This is a genomic window from Mycobacterium sp., from assembly GCF_052143115.1.
Classification (GTDB): domain Bacteria; phylum Actinomycetota; class Actinomycetes; order Mycobacteriales; family Mycobacteriaceae; genus Mycobacterium.
Genome location: NZ_JBKQTQ010000143.1, coordinates 1 through 17,835, shown reverse-complemented (window position 1 = coordinate 17,835; position 17,835 = coordinate 1). Strand labels below are relative to the sequence as shown.

Annotated in this window: 19 protein-coding genes and 1 pseudogene; 8 read left to right on the top strand and 12 right to left on the bottom strand. The window is 67.2% G+C overall.

Annotation, left to right across the window (positions count from 1 at the left end; translation table 11 throughout):
• Window positions 1-545, bottom strand: a 545-nt coding sequence (locus tag ACLQI9_RS15290) for a phospholipid carrier-dependent glycosyltransferase (protein ID WP_442391863.1), incomplete at its 3' end; no start/stop codon positions are given.
• 25 nt (window positions 546-570) lie between these two features.
• On the opposite strand from ACLQI9_RS15290, the gene rsmI reads away from it, so the two are divergent.
• On the top strand, window positions 571-1,425 hold the full coding sequence (gene rsmI / locus ACLQI9_RS15285) for a 16S rRNA (cytidine(1402)-2'-O)-methyltransferase (protein ID WP_442379796.1): 855 nt from the start codon (window positions 571-573) through the stop codon (window positions 1,423-1,425).
• On the opposite strand, the gene ACLQI9_RS15280 is transcribed toward rsmI, so the two are convergent.
• The 4 genes from ACLQI9_RS15280 to ACLQI9_RS15265 form a co-directional block, all read right to left on the bottom strand.
• Window positions 1,426-2,664 carry an aminodeoxychorismate synthase component I gene (locus ACLQI9_RS15280; RefSeq protein ID WP_442391862.1) on the bottom strand — a complete coding sequence of 413 codons (1,239 nt, stop codon included), beginning with the start codon at window positions 2,662-2,664 and terminating at the stop codon, window positions 1,426-1,428.
• A 19-nt stretch (window positions 2,665-2,683) separates the two neighbouring features.
• Window positions 2,684-3,586 (bottom strand): RNA polymerase sigma-70 factor, encoded by a 903-nt coding sequence (locus ACLQI9_RS15275; protein ID WP_442391861.1) that lies wholly within the window; start codon window positions 3,584-3,586, stop codon window positions 2,684-2,686.
• The gene (locus ACLQI9_RS15270) at window positions 3,583-4,758 is read right to left on the bottom strand and encodes an NAD(P)/FAD-dependent oxidoreductase (RefSeq protein WP_442391860.1); all 1,176 of its coding nucleotides are present in this window, start codon (window positions 4,756-4,758) and stop codon (window positions 3,583-3,585) included. Before ACLQI9_RS15270 ends, ACLQI9_RS15275 begins: the two co-directional genes overlap by 4 nt.
• An 88-nt stretch (window positions 4,759-4,846) precedes the next feature.
• The gene (locus ACLQI9_RS15265; protein ID WP_442391859.1) at window positions 4,847-5,425 is read right to left on the bottom strand and encodes a TetR/AcrR family transcriptional regulator; all 579 of its coding nucleotides are present in this window, start codon (window positions 5,423-5,425) and stop codon (window positions 4,847-4,849) included.
• 101 nt (window positions 5,426-5,526) lie between these two features.
• On the opposite strand from ACLQI9_RS15265, the gene ACLQI9_RS15260 reads away from it, so the two are divergent.
• Entirely contained in the window at window positions 5,527-5,997 is a 471-nt protein-coding gene (locus tag ACLQI9_RS15260; RefSeq protein WP_442391858.1) for an anthrone oxygenase family protein, read from the top strand.
• A gap of 35 nt (window positions 5,998-6,032) precedes the next feature.
• Window positions 6,033-6,389: a nitroreductase/quinone reductase family protein gene (locus ACLQI9_RS15255; RefSeq protein WP_442391857.1), complete on the top strand. Its 357-nt coding sequence runs from the start codon at window positions 6,033-6,035 to the stop codon at window positions 6,387-6,389.
• Between the two features lie 9 nt (window positions 6,390-6,398).
• Here ACLQI9_RS15255 and metG read toward each other — a convergent pair whose 3' ends face one another.
• On the bottom strand, window positions 6,399-7,940 hold the full coding sequence (gene metG, locus ACLQI9_RS15250; protein ID WP_442380398.1) for a methionine--tRNA ligase: 1,542 nt from the start codon (window positions 7,938-7,940) through the stop codon (window positions 6,399-6,401).
• 24 nt (window positions 7,941-7,964) lie between these two features.
• On the opposite strand from metG, the gene ACLQI9_RS15245 reads away from it, so the two are divergent.
• The 5 genes from ACLQI9_RS15245 to ACLQI9_RS15225 all read left to right on the top strand — a co-directional run bounded on the left by ACLQI9_RS15245 (window position 7,965) and on the right by ACLQI9_RS15225 (window position 13,948).
• A complete protein-coding gene (locus ACLQI9_RS15245) occupies window positions 7,965-8,804 on the top strand; it encodes a TatD family hydrolase (RefSeq protein WP_442380397.1) in 840 nt (279 codons plus the stop codon).
• A gap of 148 nt (window positions 8,805-8,952) precedes the next feature.
• A complete protein-coding gene (locus ACLQI9_RS15240; protein WP_442380395.1) occupies window positions 8,953-10,080 on the top strand; it encodes a transglycosylase family protein in 1,128 nt (375 codons plus the stop codon).
• Window positions 10,044-10,988: a 16S rRNA (adenine(1518)-N(6)/adenine(1519)-N(6))-dimethyltransferase RsmA gene (rsmA, locus tag ACLQI9_RS15235; RefSeq protein WP_442380394.1), complete on the top strand. Its 945-nt coding sequence runs from the start codon at window positions 10,044-10,046 to the stop codon at window positions 10,986-10,988. The genes ACLQI9_RS15240 and rsmA overlap by 37 nt, the downstream gene beginning before the upstream one ends.
• A gap of 55 nt (window positions 10,989-11,043) precedes the next feature.
• Window positions 11,044-11,994 carry a 4-(cytidine 5'-diphospho)-2-C-methyl-D-erythritol kinase gene (locus ACLQI9_RS15230; RefSeq protein WP_442380404.1) on the top strand — a complete coding sequence of 317 codons (951 nt, stop codon included), beginning with the start codon at window positions 11,044-11,046 and terminating at the stop codon, window positions 11,992-11,994.
• 316 nt (window positions 11,995-12,310) lie between these two features.
• Window positions 12,311-13,948 (top strand): fatty acyl-AMP ligase, encoded by a 1,638-nt coding sequence (locus ACLQI9_RS15225; protein ID WP_442380392.1) that lies wholly within the window; start codon window positions 12,311-12,313, stop codon window positions 13,946-13,948.
• Between the two features lie 30 nt (window positions 13,949-13,978).
• Here ACLQI9_RS15225 and pth read toward each other — a convergent pair whose 3' ends face one another.
• From pth to prsA, 6 genes and pseudogenes are all read right to left on the bottom strand, one after another.
• A complete protein-coding gene (pth, locus tag ACLQI9_RS15220; protein ID WP_442391856.1) occupies window positions 13,979-14,554 on the bottom strand; it encodes an aminoacyl-tRNA hydrolase in 576 nt (191 codons plus the stop codon).
• Between the two features lie 3 nt (window positions 14,555-14,557).
• Window positions 14,558-15,217 (bottom strand): 50S ribosomal protein L25/general stress protein Ctc, encoded by a 660-nt coding sequence (locus ACLQI9_RS15215; RefSeq protein WP_442380388.1) that lies wholly within the window; start codon window positions 15,215-15,217, stop codon window positions 14,558-14,560.
• A 154-nt stretch (window positions 15,218-15,371) separates the two neighbouring features.
• A complete protein-coding gene (locus ACLQI9_RS15210) occupies window positions 15,372-16,241 on the bottom strand; it encodes an oxidoreductase (RefSeq protein WP_442391855.1) in 870 nt (289 codons plus the stop codon).
• 39 nt (window positions 16,242-16,280) lie between these two features.
• On the bottom strand, window positions 16,281-16,934 hold the full coding sequence (locus ACLQI9_RS15205) for an LpqN/LpqT family lipoprotein (protein ID WP_442391854.1): 654 nt from the start codon (window positions 16,932-16,934) through the stop codon (window positions 16,281-16,283).
• Entirely contained in the window at window positions 16,931-17,287 is a 357-nt protein-coding gene (gene arsC, locus ACLQI9_RS15200) for an arsenate reductase (glutaredoxin) (protein ID WP_442391853.1), read from the bottom strand. The genes ACLQI9_RS15205 and arsC overlap by 4 nt, the downstream gene beginning before the upstream one ends.
• A pseudogene (gene prsA / locus ACLQI9_RS15195) lies at window positions 17,288-17,835 on the bottom strand (ribose-phosphate pyrophosphokinase); the annotation flags it as partial.

The window sequence follows — 17,835 nt, the reverse complement described above, 5'->3', positions numbered from 1 at the left end:
CCGAACGCGGCGACCACGAAGAACGCCAGGAAGCCGTCGAGTAGTGCGGTGCGCGCCACGACAAAGCTGACCCCGTCGCCGATGAGCAGCAGTCCGGCGATTGCGCCGACCAACGTCGAGCGGCTGATCCGACGCGCGATCCGCACGACCAGCGCCACCAGCAAAATGCCGAGCACTGCGCCGGTGAACCGCCAGCCCAGCCCGTTGTAGCCGAAGAGCGCTTCACCGATCGCGATCAGTTGCTTGCCCATCGGCGGATGAACGACCAGGCCGTAGCCGGGGTTGTCCTCCACGCCGTGGTTATGCAGCATCTGCCAGGCCTGCGGCGCGTAATGCTTCTCGTCGAAAATCGGTGTGCCGGCATCGGTCGGCGAACCCAGGTTCACCGTCCGGGTCACCGCCGCCAGAGCAGTGATCACCGCGGTCACGACCCAGCCCTCTAACCGGTCCACGGGACCGAAGTCGGGTACCGGCATCATCGGCCCGGGGCTGATGACAGGGACTGCCCGCTCGGTAGCGACGAGTTCATCGGACAGGGCGGTCATCACAAACAATCGTAGGCTGTGGCGCATGACCGGTGGCCGACTGTTGCTGGGCGCGACGCCGTTGGGCCAGCCGTCCGATGCCTCACCGCGGCTGATCACCGCCTTGTCGTCGGCTGACATCGTCGCCGCCGAGGACACCCGCCGGGTGCGGACACTGGCCAAAGCGCTCGATGTCCGGATCGGCGGGAGGATCGTCAGCTTCTTCGATCACGTCGAGGCGTCCCGGGTGCCTGAGCTGATCGACGAGATCAGCGCAGGCGCAACGGTGCTGGTGGTCAGCGACGCCGGGATGCCGCTGATCAGCGACCCGGGCCATCGGCTGGTGCTGGCCTGCCTGGACGCCGGTTTGTCGATACGGTGTCTGCCCGGTCCATCGGCGGTGACCACAGCGCTGGCGGTCTCGGGGCTGCCGTCAGACAAGTTCTGCTTCGAGGGATTCGCGCCGCGCAAGCAGGCGGCGCGCCGCGATTGGCTGGCATCGCTGGCCGAGGAACGGCGCACGGCGGTGTTCTTCGAATCGCCGCGCCGGCTACCCGCATGTCTGCGTGATGCGGTCGAGCGGCTCGGCGGGGATCGCCGGGCGGCGGTGTGCCGAGAGCTGACCAAGGTGCACGAGGAAGTGGTGCGCGGGTCGCTGGCAGAACTGGCGACCTGGGCGGCCGACGGCGTGTTGGGCGAGATCACCGTCGTGCTGGCCGGCGCCACTGTCCGCGCTGACCTGCCGGCGCTGGTCGCTGAGGTCGAGGCCGTGGCCGCCGCGGGAATCCGCGTCAAGGACGCCTGCAGCCAGGTGGCCGAGGCGCATCCGGAGTTGAAGTCGCGGCGGGCGCTCTACGACGCGGTGTTGCGTTCGCGGCAGCGGGGGAGCGATCAGGGCTGACTACCGCGCGAAAAGCTCTGCGGGAATTCCCGCGCCGATGATCGGCGCCGCCTTGTGCAGGCATTCGTCCCATTCGGCGTCGGCGTCGGAGTCGGCGGTGATTCCACCGCCGGACCCGAGCACCGCATTGCCCGCCGCGTCGAATTCCACGGTGCGGATCGCGACGTTGAGCTCACAGCCGGCGACCGGTGAAGCCAAACCGACTGTGCCGCAATACACTCCACGCCTGAACTGTTCCCATTGTGAAATCAATTGTCGCGCACGAAGTTTGGGCGTGCCGGTAACCGAGGCGGGCGGGAAGGCCGCGTCCAGCAGCGCCGACGTCGGCAGCTCGACCGGCATCCGCGCCGACACCGTCGACACCAGGTGCCACACGCCTGGCGCGGGCCGCACCACCAGCAGCTCGGGCACGGTGACCGATCCGGTGACCGCGACCCGGCTCAGGTCGTTGCGGACCAGGTCGACGATCATGATGTTCTCGGCGACGTCCTTGACCGAGGCTCTCAGCGCCGACGGGGGAGCGTCCAGCGGCAGCGTGCCCTTGATCGGGCTCGACGTGACGACGTCACCCCTGCGCCGCAAAAAGAGTTCGGGCGACAGCGATGCCACCGCGCCCCAGGGTCCGGCGACATAGGCTGCCCGCGCCGGCGCGGTGCGCGCGACGCCGTCGATGAAGAAATCCAGCGGCTCCCCGGCGATCGTGCCGGCGAACTGGGTGCACACGCAGGCCTGGTAGACCTCGCCGGCGCGGATGGCCTCCAAGCAGGCCAGCACCCCGTCGCGATGCGCGCGGCGGTCGGCCGCGTCCCAGTCGATCCGGTACGGCCGCGCCGGCACCGGCGCCGTGAGAGCATCCCCCAACCAGGCCGGCATCGGAGCGCCGGACAGGCTCTCGTACCACCACTGCCGGTCACGGTCGCAGCGCAACACGCAGTCCGTCCACCCGCCGGCAGCTTCCGGTATCCGGGCGGGCTGTCCGCCGGCGCCCGAATCCGGGTAGGACAGGTAGCCGACCCAGCCGCCACCGACCGCCGCCCCATCGGAGCCCGGTCGCACGGCGAACGCCTCGGCGGGGTCGACCGGTCGCACCGACACAGTCGGCGCGATCACCGCCAGCGCGCCGAACCAGTCACCGGTCAGCGCGGCCGGTGGCGGCAGGTCCAGCCGGTTGGTGGCATCGCCGATGGCGCGCAGCACCTCGGGTGCGCCGCCAAGCTCGCCGAGCCGGTCGACTCTCACCTCCCCAGCTTGGCAGATCTCAGCCGCGTGTGATGTGACGCACGGTCGTCAGGGCCGCCAGCTTGTCGGGATTGCGCATCGCGTAGAAGTTAGTGATCTTGCCGTCGACGATCTCAACGGTAAAAACACCCTCCAGGCGGTCGCCGGCGTAGAGCACCACCGCCGGCGCCGAGTTGCAGATCGCCATCTCCGCCCGGACGTCGGGCAGCTGCAATCCACGGCCGATCAGCCCGACGACGGCCCGGGCGACCTTGTCGGCCCCGACCACCGGTCGACGTGCCGCACTGGCCTTCCCACCGCTGTCGGCGGTCCACACCACATCGGGGGCCAGCATCGACATCACCTTCTGCACGTCGCCGCCGGCCGCTGCCGCCATGAATTCCGTGGTGATTCGTGCGTTCTGCTCGGGGTCGACCGGGGTGAAGCGCCGGCGTCTGGCTTGCACGTGTTCGCGGGCCCGATGCGCGACCTGCCGCACCGCCGGCAGCGATTTGCCTACCGCCGCGGCGATTTCGTCGTAATCGAACCCGAACACCTCGCGCAGCACGAAAACTGCGCGCTCGTCGGGGCTCAAGGTCTCCAGCAGCACCAGCATCGCCATCGAAACCGATTCGGCCAGTACGACATCGGCCGACGGATCCTGCTCGTCCAGCAGCAGTGGCTCCGGCAGCCACGGCCCGACATAGTCCTCTCGCCGCCGGGCGCCGGCGCGTAGCGCGTTGAGCGCCTGACGGGTGACCAACCTGGCCAGGTAGGACTTGGTGTCATGCACCCCGGACAGATCTACCTGCGCCCAGCGCAGGTAGCTGTCCTGAAGAACATCATCGGATTCGGTTGTCGAACCCAAGATTTCGTAGGCGATGGTGAACAGCAACGGCCGCAGTAGCACGAACCGTTCGGTGTGTTCGTCGGAGCTGCTCACGGCACCGTCACCGTGTCGTTTGCCGGCTGCTCGGGACGGTTGCCGCCCTTGAGCCAGCGATACCACCCGGGCTTGGCGGCCTCGCGACGAATACCCCAAACAGTGCCTTTGCAGACCGCTTCTTTGATCGACGCGGCGACCCGGCCGCCGATCGCGACGTTCACCGGGGTGTCGTCGGGACGGGCGAGCTGGATGGTGCCGTACGAGCGGCCGATGCTGACGCACTGCCCGGTGAACGCCTGGTTGACCACCGCGGGCGGGGTACCGGCGATGCGGCTCAGCACCGTGTTGGCCGCCTGGGCGCCGAGCGGGATCGCGGCTTGGCAGCTCATCCGCAGCGGCTGGCCGGACGGCGCGGCGGCGTCGCCGGCCGCCACGATGCGGGGGTCGTCCACGCTGGTCAGTGTCTCATCGGTCAGGAGCCTGCCCAGTTCGTCGGTGCGAAGCCCGCTTCGGGCGGCCAGCTCCGGCACGCCGAAGCCCGCCGTCCACACCGTCACTGCGCTTGGCAGCAGGGCACCGTCGGACAGCACGACCGCGGCCTGGCCGACCTCGCGGACCACGGCCGCCTCGAGCACGTCGACACCGAGGCGGCGCAGCCACTTGGCCACCGAACGGCGTCCGGGCCCGCTCAGCGACGGGCCCAGCACCCCGCCGCAGACCAGGGTCACCCGCCGGCCCTGCTCGGCCAGCTCGGATGCCGTCTCGATGCCGGTCAGGCCGGCGCCGACGACGGTGACCGGCGCGTCGGGATGCAGCTCGTCCAATGCGTCACGCAACCGTTCGGCATGCTCCAATTCAGCAATCGGATAGGCGAATTCGACTGCGCCGGGCACCGTTGCCGGCACCGCGCCGGTGCTGCCGACGGTGTAGATCAGGTAGTCGTAATCCAACACGAAGGAAGAAGCCAGCTCGATCTGGCGGTCGGAGCTGTTGATCCGCTCGGCGCTGTCGACGACCAGCCGGATGCCCTCGCCGAGCAGCGTGCCGTAGTCGACGGCGGCGGTGCCACTGCGTGCGGCCAGCTGATGCAACCGGATTCGCTCGACGAAACACGGACGTGGATTCACCAACGTGATCTCGACGTCGGCGCGCAGCCGCAGGTGGTTGGCGGCCAGTGTTCCGGCGTATCCGCCACCGATCACGACGATGTGAGCGTGCTGCTCGGTCATTGTTGTCTCCTGTTCTCGCGGGATGTTCTGCCCTTGAGACACCGCCGAGGTCGCGGATGTGACGGGGTTTCGGCGGCTGTGACCAGGCTCACGTCGGCCGCGAGAACGCAGAGACCAGCAGATCCACGCGCGCGACCCAATACTCCGGACGTAACCGGCCGCTGCGGTCGAGGGTGACCAACCCGTGCAGCGCCGCCCACACCACCTCGGCCAGCGTGTCCGTGTCCCGGGTGCCTGCGACCAGGTCGACTGCCGCGCGCAGTTCGGCGAATGCCGCGTTCAACTCGGCCGGGGTTTCCGGGGTGGCGAAGCGCAGCGTGGTGGCGCGGGTGAACATCGCGTCGAACAGAGCGGGATTGTCATGGGCAAACCCGATGAACGCGTGGGCGACTCGCGCCAAGGCGTCCCTGCCGTCGGTAGCGCCACCGCGTGCCGCAGAGAGCGCGTCGGCGAGCTCACCGAATCCCTGCACGGCGACGGCGGCGACGATTCCGTCCATGCTGGAGAAGTGCTTGTACAACACCGGCTGGCTGTACTCGATCTCGGTGGAAAGCCGGCGGGTGGTGACGGCGTCCCAGCCCTCGTCTTCGGCGAGCTTGCGTGCGGTGTCGGTGATGAGTTGGCGTCGCGCGGCCCGCTCCCGGGCCCGACGGTCTTCAATGGCCATGGAGTCATGTTAGCGCCGATATAAAAACTAGCAATGCTATTGACACGATCAATGCCGGGGGTTAGCGTTGCTAACACCTAATCGAGAAGAGGTAGAGTGCGATGACGCAACCTGCTGGCTGGTTCGCTTTGATCGCGGTGTTGGGCACCGCGGTGGTTTATGGCACCGACGTGTTCTGTGCGATGGTGCAACGGCCCGCGCTGGCCCGGATCGACGACCGGGCCCTGCTCGCGGTGATGGGCAACGTGCATCGCTACGGCGACCGGCGGATGCCGGTGCCCGGGGTGCTCGGCATGGTGGCCGCGGCGACCAGTGCGGCGTTCGCCGCGGCGTCCGGCCACGGGACGCAAGCCGGCACGGCTGGTGTCGCCCTTGGCCTGCTGCTGATTTGGCTGGTGGTCTACCTGCGAGTGAGCAAGCCGATCAACCAGCAACTGACCGCCGGGGCCGATCATCCCGATTTGCCGACGGACGCCCGTGCGCTGCAACGTAACTGGGACAAAGTGATCGTAATCAGGGCCACGTTGCAGGGTCTGGCGGTTGCGGCGCTGTGCTTGACGCTGCTGATCTGAACTGCGGCACCGACTAATCGAAAGGAAACAAGAAAATGGTCAATTACAAGCGGTTAATCATGCGCGCGGGCCCGCTGTTCAATGCGCCGGTGGCGGCTATAGCGAACTCGCCCCGCCTCGGGGCGCGACTGCGGCGCAGTGTCACGCTGATCACCTACACCGGGCGGCGTTCGGGACGGACGTTCAGTACTCCGGTGGCATACCGCCGCCGCGGTGACGAGATCGATATCGACGCAAACTTGCCCGACGCCAAGACATGGTGGCGCAACTTTGTCGGCGATGGCGCTCCGATCTCGCTGACGCTGGACGGCGCCGAGCGCACCGGACATGCCGTAGCTCACCGAGACGACAAGGGGCGCGTGACCGTCCATGTTCACCTCGCTGGCTTGTGACCGACGAGATCAGTCGACTTGGTAGCGGGGGAATACGGCCGTGGGTGTCGGCAGCACCGTGCCGGGCACCAATCGTGTTTCGACCGCGGCGAATGTCCGCTGGTCTTCCGGCTGGCCGAGCAAGTCCAACAGCTTGCCCGCCGACTCGGGCATCACCGGCTGGATCAACAGCGCCGCGATCCGCACCACCTCGCACGTGGTGTAGAGCACGGTCGCGAAGCGGACCTGGTCTGCCTCGGATTCGCTCTTGCGCAGCACCCACGGCTGCTGCGCGGAGAAGTACCTGTTCGCCGCGCCGAGCATCAGCCAAATCGCTTCCAGCGCCAAATGCATTGCCTGGGAATCGAACTCGGCGCGTACCCGGTCGAGTAGGCCGTCGGCGGCGGCCAGCAGTTCGGTGTCGTCAGCGGTGAAATCGCCCGGCCTCGGGGCGATCCCGTCGAGGTTCTTGGCCACCATCGACAGCGATCGTTGCGCCAGGTTGCCCAATTCGTTGGCCAGGTCGGTGTTGATCCGGGTGATGATGCCCTCTTCGCTGTAACTGCCGTCCTGGCCGAATGGGACCTCCCGCAGCAGGAAATAGCGCACCTGGTCCACCCCGAAGGTGTCGACCAGAGCATCCGGGGCGACGGTGTTGCCCACCGACTTGCTCATCTTCTCGCCGCGGTTGAGCAGGAACCCGTGCGCGAAAACCCTTCGGGGCAGCTCGATTCCGGCTGACATCAGAAACGCAGGCCAGTACACGGTGTGGAACCGGATGATGTCCTTGCCGATCATGTGCAGGTCGGCGGGCCAGTAGCGGCGGAACAACTCGGATTCGGTGTCCGGGTAGCCGACCCCGGTCAGGTAGTTGGTCAGCGCGTCGACCCAGACGTACATGACGTGGTCGGGATGCTCGGGCACTTTCACGCCCCAGTCGAACGAGGTGCGCGAGATGGACAAATCGCGCAGCCCACCGGAGACGAAGCTGACCACCTCGTTGCGCCGCACTTCGGGGGCAATGAAGTCCGGGTTGGCCTGGTAGTGCGCCAGCAGCTTGCCGGCATAGGCCGAGAGCCGGAAGAAGTAAGTCTGCTCCTCGGTCCAGGTCACCGGTGTGCCGGTTTCGACGGCGATCCGGGTCCCGTCCACCAGCGCGGTCTCCGACTCGACGAAGAATCGCTCGTCGCGCACCGAGTACCAGCCGGAGTAGGCGTCCAGGTAGATGTCGCCGGCCGCGGCCATCCGCCGCCAGATCTCCTTCGAGGCCTGGTGGTGATCGGCGTCGGTGGTGCGGATGAACCGATCGAAGGAGATGTTCAACTTCTCCTGCAGGCGCTGGAACACATCGGAGTTGCGCCGTGCCAACTCGGCGGTGGGAATGCCCTCCGCCGCTGCCGTCTCGACCATCTTGAGGCCGTGCTCGTCGGTGCCGGTCAGAAACCGCACGTCGAACCCGTCGAGCCGTTTGAACCGGGCGATGGCGTCGGTGGCGATGTACTCATAGGCATGCCCGACGTGCGGCTCACCGTTCGGGTACGTGATCGCCGTCGTGATGTAGTAGGGCGTCATCGTGTCTCACCCTATTGTGTCCGCGTGGGTTCCAAACGTCAGCCGCCGCCGGCTCCCGAGCGATTGAGCCCGCTGATCGACGCGCACACCCATCTCGACGCGTGCGGCGCGCAGGACGGTGACGACGTGCGCGCCATCGTCGACCGCGCCGCGGCGGTCGGTGTGGTCGCGGTGGTCACCATTGCCGACGACCTGGCCTCGGCGCACTGGGTGACGCGTGCGGCCGAGTGGGATCCGCGGGTCTATGCCGCGGTGGCGCTGCACCCGACCCGCGCCGACGCGCTCACCGATGCGGCCCGAGCCGAGATCGAACGATTGGCTGCCCACCCGCGGGTGGTGGCGATCGGCGAGACCGGCATGGATCTGTACTGGCCGGGCCGGCTGGACGGCTGCGCGGAGCCGGCTGTGCAGCGGGAGGCCTTCGCGTGGCATATCGACCTGGCCAAGCGAACCGGCAAACCGCTGATGATTCACAACCGCGATGCCGACGCCGAGGTGCTCGATGTGCTGCGCGCCGAGGGCGCGCCGGACACGGTGATCTTTCACTGCTTCTCGTCGGGCGCCGCCTTGGCGCGCGCTTGCGTCGACGCCGGGTGGCTGGTCAGCCTGTCCGGGACGGTGAGCTTCCGAAATGCACGTGAGCTGCGGGAAGCCGTCCCGCTGATCCCTGTCGCGCAGCTGCTGGTGGAGACCGACGCGCCGTTTTTGACGCCCCATCCCTACCGGGGGGCGCCCAACGAGCCGTACTGCCTGCCCTACACTGTTCGGGCGCTGGCCGAGCTCATCGATCGGCCCGCCGACGAACTGGCCGAGATCACCACCGGCAATGCGCGCGGCGCCTACGGATTAGCGTTAGAGAGTTAAGAGTCCGTTAAGGCGACTGCCGCCCGAGTTGCTCTATCTAGGCCGGTTCGTTACCGTCTTGTGATCGAACGGTGAGGCCCCAGGTGGGCCTTTTGCTTTGTCACTGAACTGTTGCTGAAGTTCTTGTCGAGGTCGGGGATAACGCGCTTTGAACGTACTCACCAGACTCCACCAGGCTCCCTCACCGGCTCTGCGGCTTCTGGTCGCGGGTCTACTGCTGGTCTTGGCTTTCGCCGGCGGTTATGCGGTCGCTGACTACAAGACGGTGACGCTGAGCGTCGATGGAACCGCTATGACCGTGACGACCATGAAGTCGCGGGTAATCGACATCATCAGGGAGAACGGGTTCAACGTCAGCGAGCGTGATGACCTCTATCCCGCCGCCGGCGAGCGAGTCCGCGACACCGAGAACATCGTGCTGCGGCGCAGCCGACCGCTGCAGATCTCGCTGGACGGCCAGAACAGCAAGCAGGTCTGGACGACGGCTTCCACCGTCGACGAGGCGCTGGCCCAGCTCGCGATGACGGATACAGCTCCGGCCGCGGCGTCGCGAGGCAGCCGTGTCCCGCTGGCCGGCATGGCCCTGCCGGTCGTCAGCGCCAAGACCGTCGAACTCGACGACGGCGGTGCGGTACGCAATGTCCACCTGGCTGCGGCCAGAGTCGGGGAGCTGCTGGCCGGCATCGGGGCGCCGCTGCTGCAAAGTGACCAGGTCACCCCCGGCGCGGCCGCGCCGGTGATCGACGGCATGCACATCCAGGTCACCCGTAACCGCATCGAGAAGATCACCGTGCGGGTGCCGTTGGTTCCGCCCAGGCACCGCATCGAGGACCCGGACATGAACATGGACCGCGAGGTCGTCCAGAACCCGGGCATCCCGGGCACTCAGGACGTGACCTTCGCGGTGTCCAAGGTCAACGGCGTCGAAACCGGCCGGCTGCCGGTGGCCAGCCACGTCATCACCCCTGCCCGCGAGGCGCTGGTACGGGTCGGAACCAAACCGGGCACCGACGTCCCGCAGGTCGCCAACGGAGAAATCTGGGACGCCATCTCGCGTTGCGAAGCCGGCGGAAACTGGGCCATCAACAGCGGAAACGGCTACTACGGTGGCGTGCAATTCGACCAGAACACCTGGGAGCGCAACGGTGGTTTGCGCTTTGCCCCGCGCGCCGATCTGGCAAGCCGGGAAGAGCAGATCACCGTTGCGGAGGTGACGCGTGCTCATCAGGGTTGGGGCGCGTGGCCGGTGTGCAGCGGAAGAGCGGGTGCGCGCTGACCATCCGGTTGCTCGGGCGCACCGAGATCCGAAGGCTGGCAAAAGAACTCGAATTCCGGCCGCGCAAATCTCTGGGACAGAACTTCGTCCACGACGCCAACACGGTGCGTCGGGTGGTGTCGTCCTCCGGAGTCAACCGGCAGGATCACGTCCTAGAGGTCGGCCCCGGTCTGGGATCGCTGACGCTGGCGCTGCTGGATCGCGGGGCCACGGTCAGCGCCGTCGAGATCGATCCGGTGCTGGCAGGCAGGCTGCCGAAGACCGTTGCCGAGCATTCGCACAGCGAGATTCACCGGCTGACGGTGCTGAACCGCGACGTGTTATCCATCGGGCCCGCCGATCTGGCTGCCGAGCCGACGGCGGTGGTGGCGAATCTGCCCTATAACGTCGCCGTTCCCGCGCTGCTGCACCTACTCGCCGAATTCCCGTCGCTGCGCACCCTGATGGTGATGGTGCAGGCCGAAGTCGCCGAACGGCTGGCGGCCGAACCCGGCGGCAAGGAGTACGGCGTGCCCAGCGTCAAGGTCCGCTTCCACGGACAGGTCCGCCGCCACGGCACGGTGTCACCGACCGTCTTCTGGCCTATTCCGCGCGTCTATTCCGGGTTGGTGCGCATCGATCGGTATGCAAACCCGCCCTGGCCGACCGACAAGGCCTTCCGTCAAGACGTGTTCAAACTTGTCGATATCGCATTTGCTCAGCGGCGCAAGACATCTCGCAATGCGTTCGTCGAGTGGGCGGGTTCGGGCAACGAATCGGCGAGTCGGTTGCTGGCCGCCAGCATCGACCCGGCGCGCCGGGGTGAGACGCTGACCGTCGACGAATTCGTTCGGTTGTATCAGCGCTCGGGTGAAGTCGGCGACAACACCGCCGCGGGCCTCCCGCAGCGGCAGGCCTCGGCGAGCTGAGGGGCCGAGGGGCTTCGATTTCGCCCGCGGCGAGCGATAGTCTCGTTCGGTGCCGATGGACGGAAGCACCGCTGCTCAGTGGGTGCCCACTGGGTCAGTTACGGTCCGGGCGCCCGGCAAAATCAACCTGTATCTGGCCGTCGGCGAGCGGCGCGAGAACGGTTATCACGACCTGACAACGGTGTTTCACGCCGTCTCCCTGGTCGACGAGGTCACCGTCCGCAACGCCGATGTGATCTCGCTCGAGGTCAGCGGCGAGGGCGCCGACCAGCTGCCCCGCGACGAGCGCAATCTGGCGTGGCAAGCCGCCGAATTGATGGCTGACCACGTGGGCCTGGCGCCCGACGTCTCGATCGCCATCGACAAGTCCATCCCAGTGGCCGGCGGAATGGGGGGTGGCAGTGCAGACGCGGCGGCCGTACTGGTCGCGATGAACTCGCTCTGGGAACTCGGTGTGCCACGTCGCGATCTGCACATGCTGGCCGCGAAGCTGGGCAGCGATGTGCCATTCGCACTGCACGGCGGCACCGCGCTGGGTACCGGTCGCGGGGAGGAGTTGGCGACGGTGTTGGCCCGCAACACTTTCCACTGGGTGCTGGCGTTCGCCGAGGGCGAGTTGTCCACCCCGGCGGTGTTCAGTGAACTGGACCGGCTTCGGGAGGTCGGGACACCACCTCGGCTCGACGAACCCGGTCCGGTGCTGGCGGCGCTGGCGGTCGGCGACCCCGAGCAGCTGGCGCCGCTGTTGGGCAACGAACTGCAGGCGGCCGCGCTGAGCAAGGATCCGGCCTTACGCCGCGTCTTGCGTGCCGGCGTCGAGGCGGGCGCGCTGGCGGGCATCGTGTCGGGTTCCGGACCGACGTGTACGTTCCTGTGCCGGTCGGCGCCCGCTGCGGTGGACGTCGGCACCGAGCTCTCGGGCGCCGGTGTCTGCCGAACCGTACGCGTTGCCAGCGGGCCGGTGCACGGCGCGCGGGTGGTGCCGGCACCTGTCACGGGGGTGTGACGAACACCCGATTCCACCCGCGAGTTTGGCAGTTACTTAAGAGGAGTTTAAGATGTTCGGCGGTGACAAATGCCGGTCAAGAAATGCGCCTGGTTCCCTCGCCCGCCGATCATGCCGGGGGGCGTTGCATGAACCCCAAAAGTCGGGGTGACCGCCGTGTCCGCGCCGCAACCGCAACGTGGCGTGAGGTTACCGCTTCATCACCGATTCGACACGAAATCGCAGCCCAATTGTGGGCGTGCGGCTGCTCCAAAATGTGCTTGAGCAGGGGCAGCATTAGATGCTGGGCGTTGGCGCCGGAGCCGAGGAGGCCGTCGTGAGCAGGTTTACCGAGAACATGTTCCGCCGCGCCCACGAGAGCACCAAGGGCATGGTGACCGGCGACCCGCACCAGCCGGTCCGGCACACCTGGCTGGAGGTCTACCAGCGTGCACGCCAAGTGGCCGGCGGCCTGGCCGCTGCTGGAGTCGGCCACGGTGACGTGGTCGGCGTGCTGGCCGGCGCGCCGGTGGAAATCGCGCCGACGGCCCAAGGCCTGTGGATGCGCGGCGCCAGCCTGACCATGCTGCACCAGCCCACGCCTCGCACCGACCTCCAGTTGTGGGCCAACGACACCACCACCGTCATCGACATGATCGAGGCGAAGGTGGTGATCGTCTCCGACCCGTTCATGGCGGCCGCGCCGGTGCTGACGGAGCGCGGGATCGAGGTGCTGACCGTCGAGCAGCTGCTGGCATTCGACCCGATCGACCCGATCGCCACCGGCGAGGATGATCTGGCGCTGATGCAGCTGACGTCGGGCTCAACCGGCTCCCCCAAGGCGGTGCACATCACGCACCGCAACGTCTACTCCAACGCCGAGGCGATGTTCATCTCCGCCAAGATGGACCCCAGCGGCAACGACGTGATGCTCAGCTGGCTGCCGTGCTTCCACGACATGGGTATGGTCGGCTTCCTGACTGTGCCGATGTATTTCGGTGTCGAGCTGGTCAAGGTCACCCCGATGGACTTCCTGCGCGACACGCTGCTGTGGGCCAAGCTGATCGACAAGTACGGCGGCACGATGACGGCCGCGCCCAACTTCGCCTACGCGCTGTTCGCCAAGCGGCTGCGCAACCAGGCCACGCCCGGTCAGTTCGACCTGTCGACGCTGCGGTTCGCGCTGTCAGGTGCCGAGTCGGTAGACCCAGCGGACGTCGAGGACCTGATCGAGGCCGGAAAGCCGTTCGGCTTGCGGCCCGAAGCGATCATGCCCGCCTACGGAATGGCCGAGACGACGCTCGCGGTGTCTTTCTCCGAACTCGGTGACGGGCTGGTGGTCGACGAGGTGGACGCCGATCTGCTGGCCGCGCTGCGTCGCGCCGTGCCCGCCACCAAGGGCAACACCAAACGGCTCGCCTCCCTGGGGCCGCTGCTGCAGGGGCTGGAGGCCCGCATCGTCGACGAGGACGGCAATGTGTTGCCGGCCCGCGGCGTCGGGGTGATCGAGTTGCGCGGCGAGCCGGTGACCCCCGGCTACACGACGATGGGTGGGTTCATCCCGGCCCAGGACGAGCACGGCTGGTATGACACCGGCGACCTCGGCTATCTGATGGACAACGGCCACATCGTTGTCTGCGGCCGGGTCAAGGACGTCATCATCATGGCCGGCCGCAACATCTATCCGACCGACATCGAGCGGGCCGCGGGCCGCGTCGAGGGTGTCCGTCCGGGCTGCGCGGTGGCTGTCCGGCTGGATGCCGGACATTCGCGGGAGACCTTCGCTGTCGCCGTCGAGTCCAATGCCTTCGAGGATCCCGTTGCAGTGCGTCGCATCGAGCATCAGGTCGCGCACGAGGTCGTGAGCGAGGTCGACGTGCGGCCGCGCAACGTCGTGGTGCTGGGTCCCGGGACGATCCCGAAGACGCCGTCGGGCAAGCTGCGGCGGACGAGCTCCGTCACCCTGGTTACGTAGTAGCCCGGCGAGCAGACTGCTCGCAGCGACTTACCAAGCGTGGACGCGGTTTTGGGCCGGCTCCAGCCCCAATTCGATGAGCAGCTCGGTGGCGTCCGCCGCCTGCTCGCAAAGCGTCGGCACCTCCGGGCGTTCAGCGGCGGTGAAGTTCTCCAGCACGAACGCCGCCGGATCCTTGCGCCCCGGCGGTCGACCGATCCCGATCCGCACCCGGTGAAAGTCCTTGGTGCCCAACGCTGCCGCAACCGAGCGCAGCCCGTTGTGACCACCCTCCCCGCCGCCGATCTTCAGCCGGATCTGGCCGAAGTCGATGTCCAGGTCGTCGTGGATGACCACCACGTCAGCGGCGGGCACCGAATAGAACTTGGCCAGTGGGCCCAGTTGGCGGCCCGACTCGTTCATATAGCAGCGCGGCTTGGCCAACACCACCGCACGCCCACCGAGCCGGCTGGTGACGATCTCCGCGCCGGAGCGCTTGTGCGCCTTGAACGCTGAACCCAGCCGGGCGGCGAGCCGGTCTGCGACCATGAACCCCAGGTTGTGCCGCGTCTGGGCATAGTTTGGTCCCGGGTTGCCCAGGCCGACCACCAATAGCGGGTCGGCCATGAATTATTCGGATTCGGACTCGGACTCAGAGGCTTCGGCCTCTTCGGCGGCCTCTTCGGCCGGCTCCTCGGCCTCGGCCACCTCGCCGGCCCCTTCAGCCTCGAGCTCCTCGGCGGTCGGCGCGTTCACCACGTTGACGACCAGCAGGTCGGGGTCGTCCACCAGGGTGACGCCCGGCGGCAAGGCGATCTGCCCGGCGGTGAACTGGGTACCCGGTTCGGCGCCTTCGACCGAGACGATCAGCACCTCCGGAATCGACAACGCCTCGGCCTCGATCTCGACGGTGTTGGCCTCCTGGGTGACCAAGGTGCCGTATGCGGCCTCGCCCTGGACGTCGATGCCGACCTCGACGACCACCTTCTCGCCGCGACGCACCACCAGCAGATCGGCGTGCTGGATGGTGCGGCGGATCGGGTGGATGTCGAGAGCCTTGGTCAGCGCCAGCTGTTCCTTACCGTCGATGTCGAGTTCGAGTACCGCGTTGGTACCGGAGTGGCGCAGCACCGCGGCGAAGTCGTGTCCGGGCAGTTCCAGGTGCTGCGGGTCAGCACCGTGGCCGTAGAGGACGGCGGGAATGTTCCCTGCGCGGCGCGCGCGCCGGGACGCGCCTTTGCCGGTCTCGGTCCGAACCGAGACGGTCAGCTGGTTGGCAGATCTGGCCATGGTTTCGCTCCTGTGAGACGTGTCTTGGGCACGGCCAGGATCGCGCGGCAACCATAGAAACTGGAATCAAGGTCCCCGTCGATAACGGTGGCTGCCGCGTTTCGCCGCAGGCCACCCTCGCCGTGACGCCCGGCCAGGTTAGCGCATCGGCGCCTCAGAGCGGAAATTTGGTCTCGGTGAGCCGTTCGGAGAGGTCCCAGAGTGCGCTGGCGGTGGCGGTGCGTTTCGCCAGTGGGCTGCGCCCGACCGGCCGGCTGCGTCCAGCCATGCCGAAGCTCGGGCCGATGAAGCTGTCGCCCGGTAAATCCTGTGAGGCGGCATACAGCGTTTGGCGGGCGCCGAAGTCGGCGTCGGTGGCGAGCACGCGGGTAGCGACGGACATCACCGCGTCGCCGAATTTGCGACCGGTGCGCCCCTGCAGGTTGGTGTGCGAGTAACCGGGGTGCGCGGCAAGCGCACGCTGCGGCGAGCCGGCCGTCTTGAGGCGCCGCTGCAGCTCGCTGGTGAACAGCAGGTTGGCGAGCTTGGACTGGCCGTAGGCGACCCACGCCGAGTAGGGCCGCGACGTCCAGTTCAGGTCGCGAAGGCTGATGTAGCCCATCCAGTGCATCAACGACGACACGGTCACCACCCGCTCGGTGATCTTGGGCAACACCAGGTTGGTCAGCGCGAAATGACCGAGATGGTTGGTGCCGATCTGGGTCTCGAAGCCGTCGGCGGTCACCGCGTGCGGGACGGCCATCACGCCGGCGTTGTTGACCAGGACGTCGACGGTGTCGACCCCGTGGGCGAACTGCCGCACTGAGGCCAGATCCTGCAAGTCGAGTCGGCGCACCTCGACGTCTCCGGTCATGTCCCGGGCAGCGGCTTCGCCCTTTCCGGTGTTGCGTACCGCCAGGATGACCTGAGCACCGACGCGGGCCAGCTCGCGGGCCGTCACCGCGCCCAGTCCGCTGTTGGCGCCGGTGACGATCACGGTACGTCCGGCGAATGAGGGCAGGTCTGCGGCGGTCCACGACGTCATGGCAAACACACTAATGCGCTGGTGTTGCGAGCCGGGGGGCTACTTCGCTGTGACGGCGAATCCGCGGATGATCGCTTGGATGTCGGCCGCATCGGGAGCGGCCTGTTCGGCCAGGCTGGTGACCGCGAGCTGGACCAGGTAGCGCTGGCTGTCGGGCGCCGACCCGGTCGCAATGACCATCCGGTTGTAGGTGTGCAACCGTTTGCCGTTGAGGTCGTAGCTGCCCTCGATCATCGACGACGGAAAGCCGTGAAAGTTGGCACCGGACTGGTCGAGCAGTTTGAAGTTATCCGCGAGCGTGGCGTCGGCGTTGCCGTGCTTGGCCAAGTCGGCGGGGTCGAAATCCCCGGTCAGTTTGAACACCATCAGCATGGCCGTGGGAAAGCTCTCGCCTTTGGCGATCGTCTCCGTGGTGGGCGCGATGTTCGGCTTGTCGACCTTCTCCCAGCCCGGCGGTGTCGGGATCGACACGGTCAGGTCGGTCAGCTTGTCTGGCGCCACCGGCTCGCCGGACACCCCGCTGCTTTCCAGATACTTCGAGAACGGTACCGGCGTCTCAGTCGACGTCGGAGTCGTCGCTGAAGTAGTCCAAATCGACTGGTAATCAGGGTTTTTCGGCCCACAGCCGACCGGCGATACGACCAGAAGCAGTATCGCGGCCGCACCGCGGGTCCAACGACCGCCGAGTGTCACAGGATCTCGCGGACCGTGTCGACCGGACGAGCCAGCCGGGTGCCCTTCGGTGTGACGACAAACGGCCGTTCGATGAGGATGGGATGTTCGGCCATGGCGTCGAGTAATTGGTCGTCGCTGGCGTCGGCCAAGTTGAGCTCGGCGTACAGCGACTCGCGTTTGCGGACCGCGCTGCGCACATCGATCCCGGCGTCGCGGATCATGGTTACCAGCTCGTCGCGGGATGGCGGTGTCTTGAGATACTGCACGATTCTGGGCTCAACACCGTTGTCGCGCAACAACTCCAGGGTCTTGCGCGAGGTAGTGCACTTGGGGTTGTGGTAGATGACGGCTTCACGGGCACCCGAAGCCATCTAGGCGTCCCCGTCGAATAGTCCTGTGACCGAACCATTTTCGAATACCGCGCGGATCGTGCGGGCCAGCAGCGGCGCGATCGACAACACCGTGAGCTGCGGGAACCGTTTTTCCTCACCGATCGGCAGCGTGTTGGTGACTATTATTTCGCGGGCGCCGCAGGCCGCGAGCCGTTCGGACGCCGGGTCGGACAGCACACCGTGGGTGGCCGCGATGATCACATCCTTGGCGCCGTCGTCGTGCAGCAGCTTCACCGCGCCGGCGATGGTGCCACCGGTGTCGATCATGTCGTCGATCAGTACGCAGGTGCGGCCTTCAACCTCGCCGACGACGCGGTTCGAGACCACCTGGTTGGGCACGCGCGGATCGCGGGTTTTGTGGATGAACGCCAGCGGAACACCGCCCAGCGCGTCGGCCCATTTCTCGGCGATGCGCACCCGGCCCGAGTCGGGGGAGACCACCACCATGTTGCCGTCGGGGTAGTTGTCCCCGATGTAGCCGATCAGCAGGTTCTGCCCCCGCATGTGATCGACGGGCCCGTCGAAGA

What these genes read in the sequence shown, in the direction of transcription:
- rsmI (WP_442379796.1), top strand. Translation starts at nt 571, where the DNA reads ATGACCGGTGGCCGACTGTTGCTGGGCGCGACGCCGTTGGGCCAGCCG.
- ACLQI9_RS15270 (WP_442391860.1), bottom strand. Translation starts at nt 4,758, where the DNA reads ATGACCGAGCAGCACGCTCACATCGTCGTGATCGGTGGCGGATACGCC.
- ACLQI9_RS15265 (WP_442391859.1), bottom strand. Translation starts at nt 5,425, where the DNA reads ATGGCCATTGAAGACCGTCGGGCCCGGGAGCGGGCCGCGCGACGCCAA.
- ACLQI9_RS15260 (WP_442391858.1), top strand. Translation starts at nt 5,527, where the DNA reads ATGACGCAACCTGCTGGCTGGTTCGCTTTGATCGCGGTGTTGGGCACC.
- ACLQI9_RS15255 (WP_442391857.1), top strand. Translation starts at nt 6,033, where the DNA reads ATGGTCAATTACAAGCGGTTAATCATGCGCGCGGGCCCGCTGTTCAAT.
- metG (WP_442380398.1), bottom strand. Translation starts at nt 7,940, where the DNA reads ATGACGCCCTACTACATCACGACGGCGATCACGTACCCGAACGGTGAG.
- ACLQI9_RS15230 (WP_442380404.1), top strand. Translation starts at nt 11,044, where the DNA reads ATGGACGGAAGCACCGCTGCTCAGTGGGTGCCCACTGGGTCAGTTACG.
- pth (WP_442391856.1), bottom strand. Translation starts at nt 14,554, where the DNA reads ATGGCCGACCCGCTATTGGTGGTCGGCCTGGGCAACCCGGGACCAAAC.
- ACLQI9_RS15215 (WP_442380388.1), bottom strand. Translation starts at nt 15,217, where the DNA reads ATGGCCAGATCTGCCAACCAGCTGACCGTCTCGGTTCGGACCGAGACC.
- ACLQI9_RS15210 (WP_442391855.1), bottom strand. Translation starts at nt 16,241, where the DNA reads ATGACGTCGTGGACCGCCGCAGACCTGCCCTCATTCGCCGGACGTACC.
- arsC (WP_442391853.1), bottom strand. Translation starts at nt 17,287, where the DNA reads ATGGCTTCGGGTGCCCGTGAAGCCGTCATCTACCACAACCCCAAGTGC.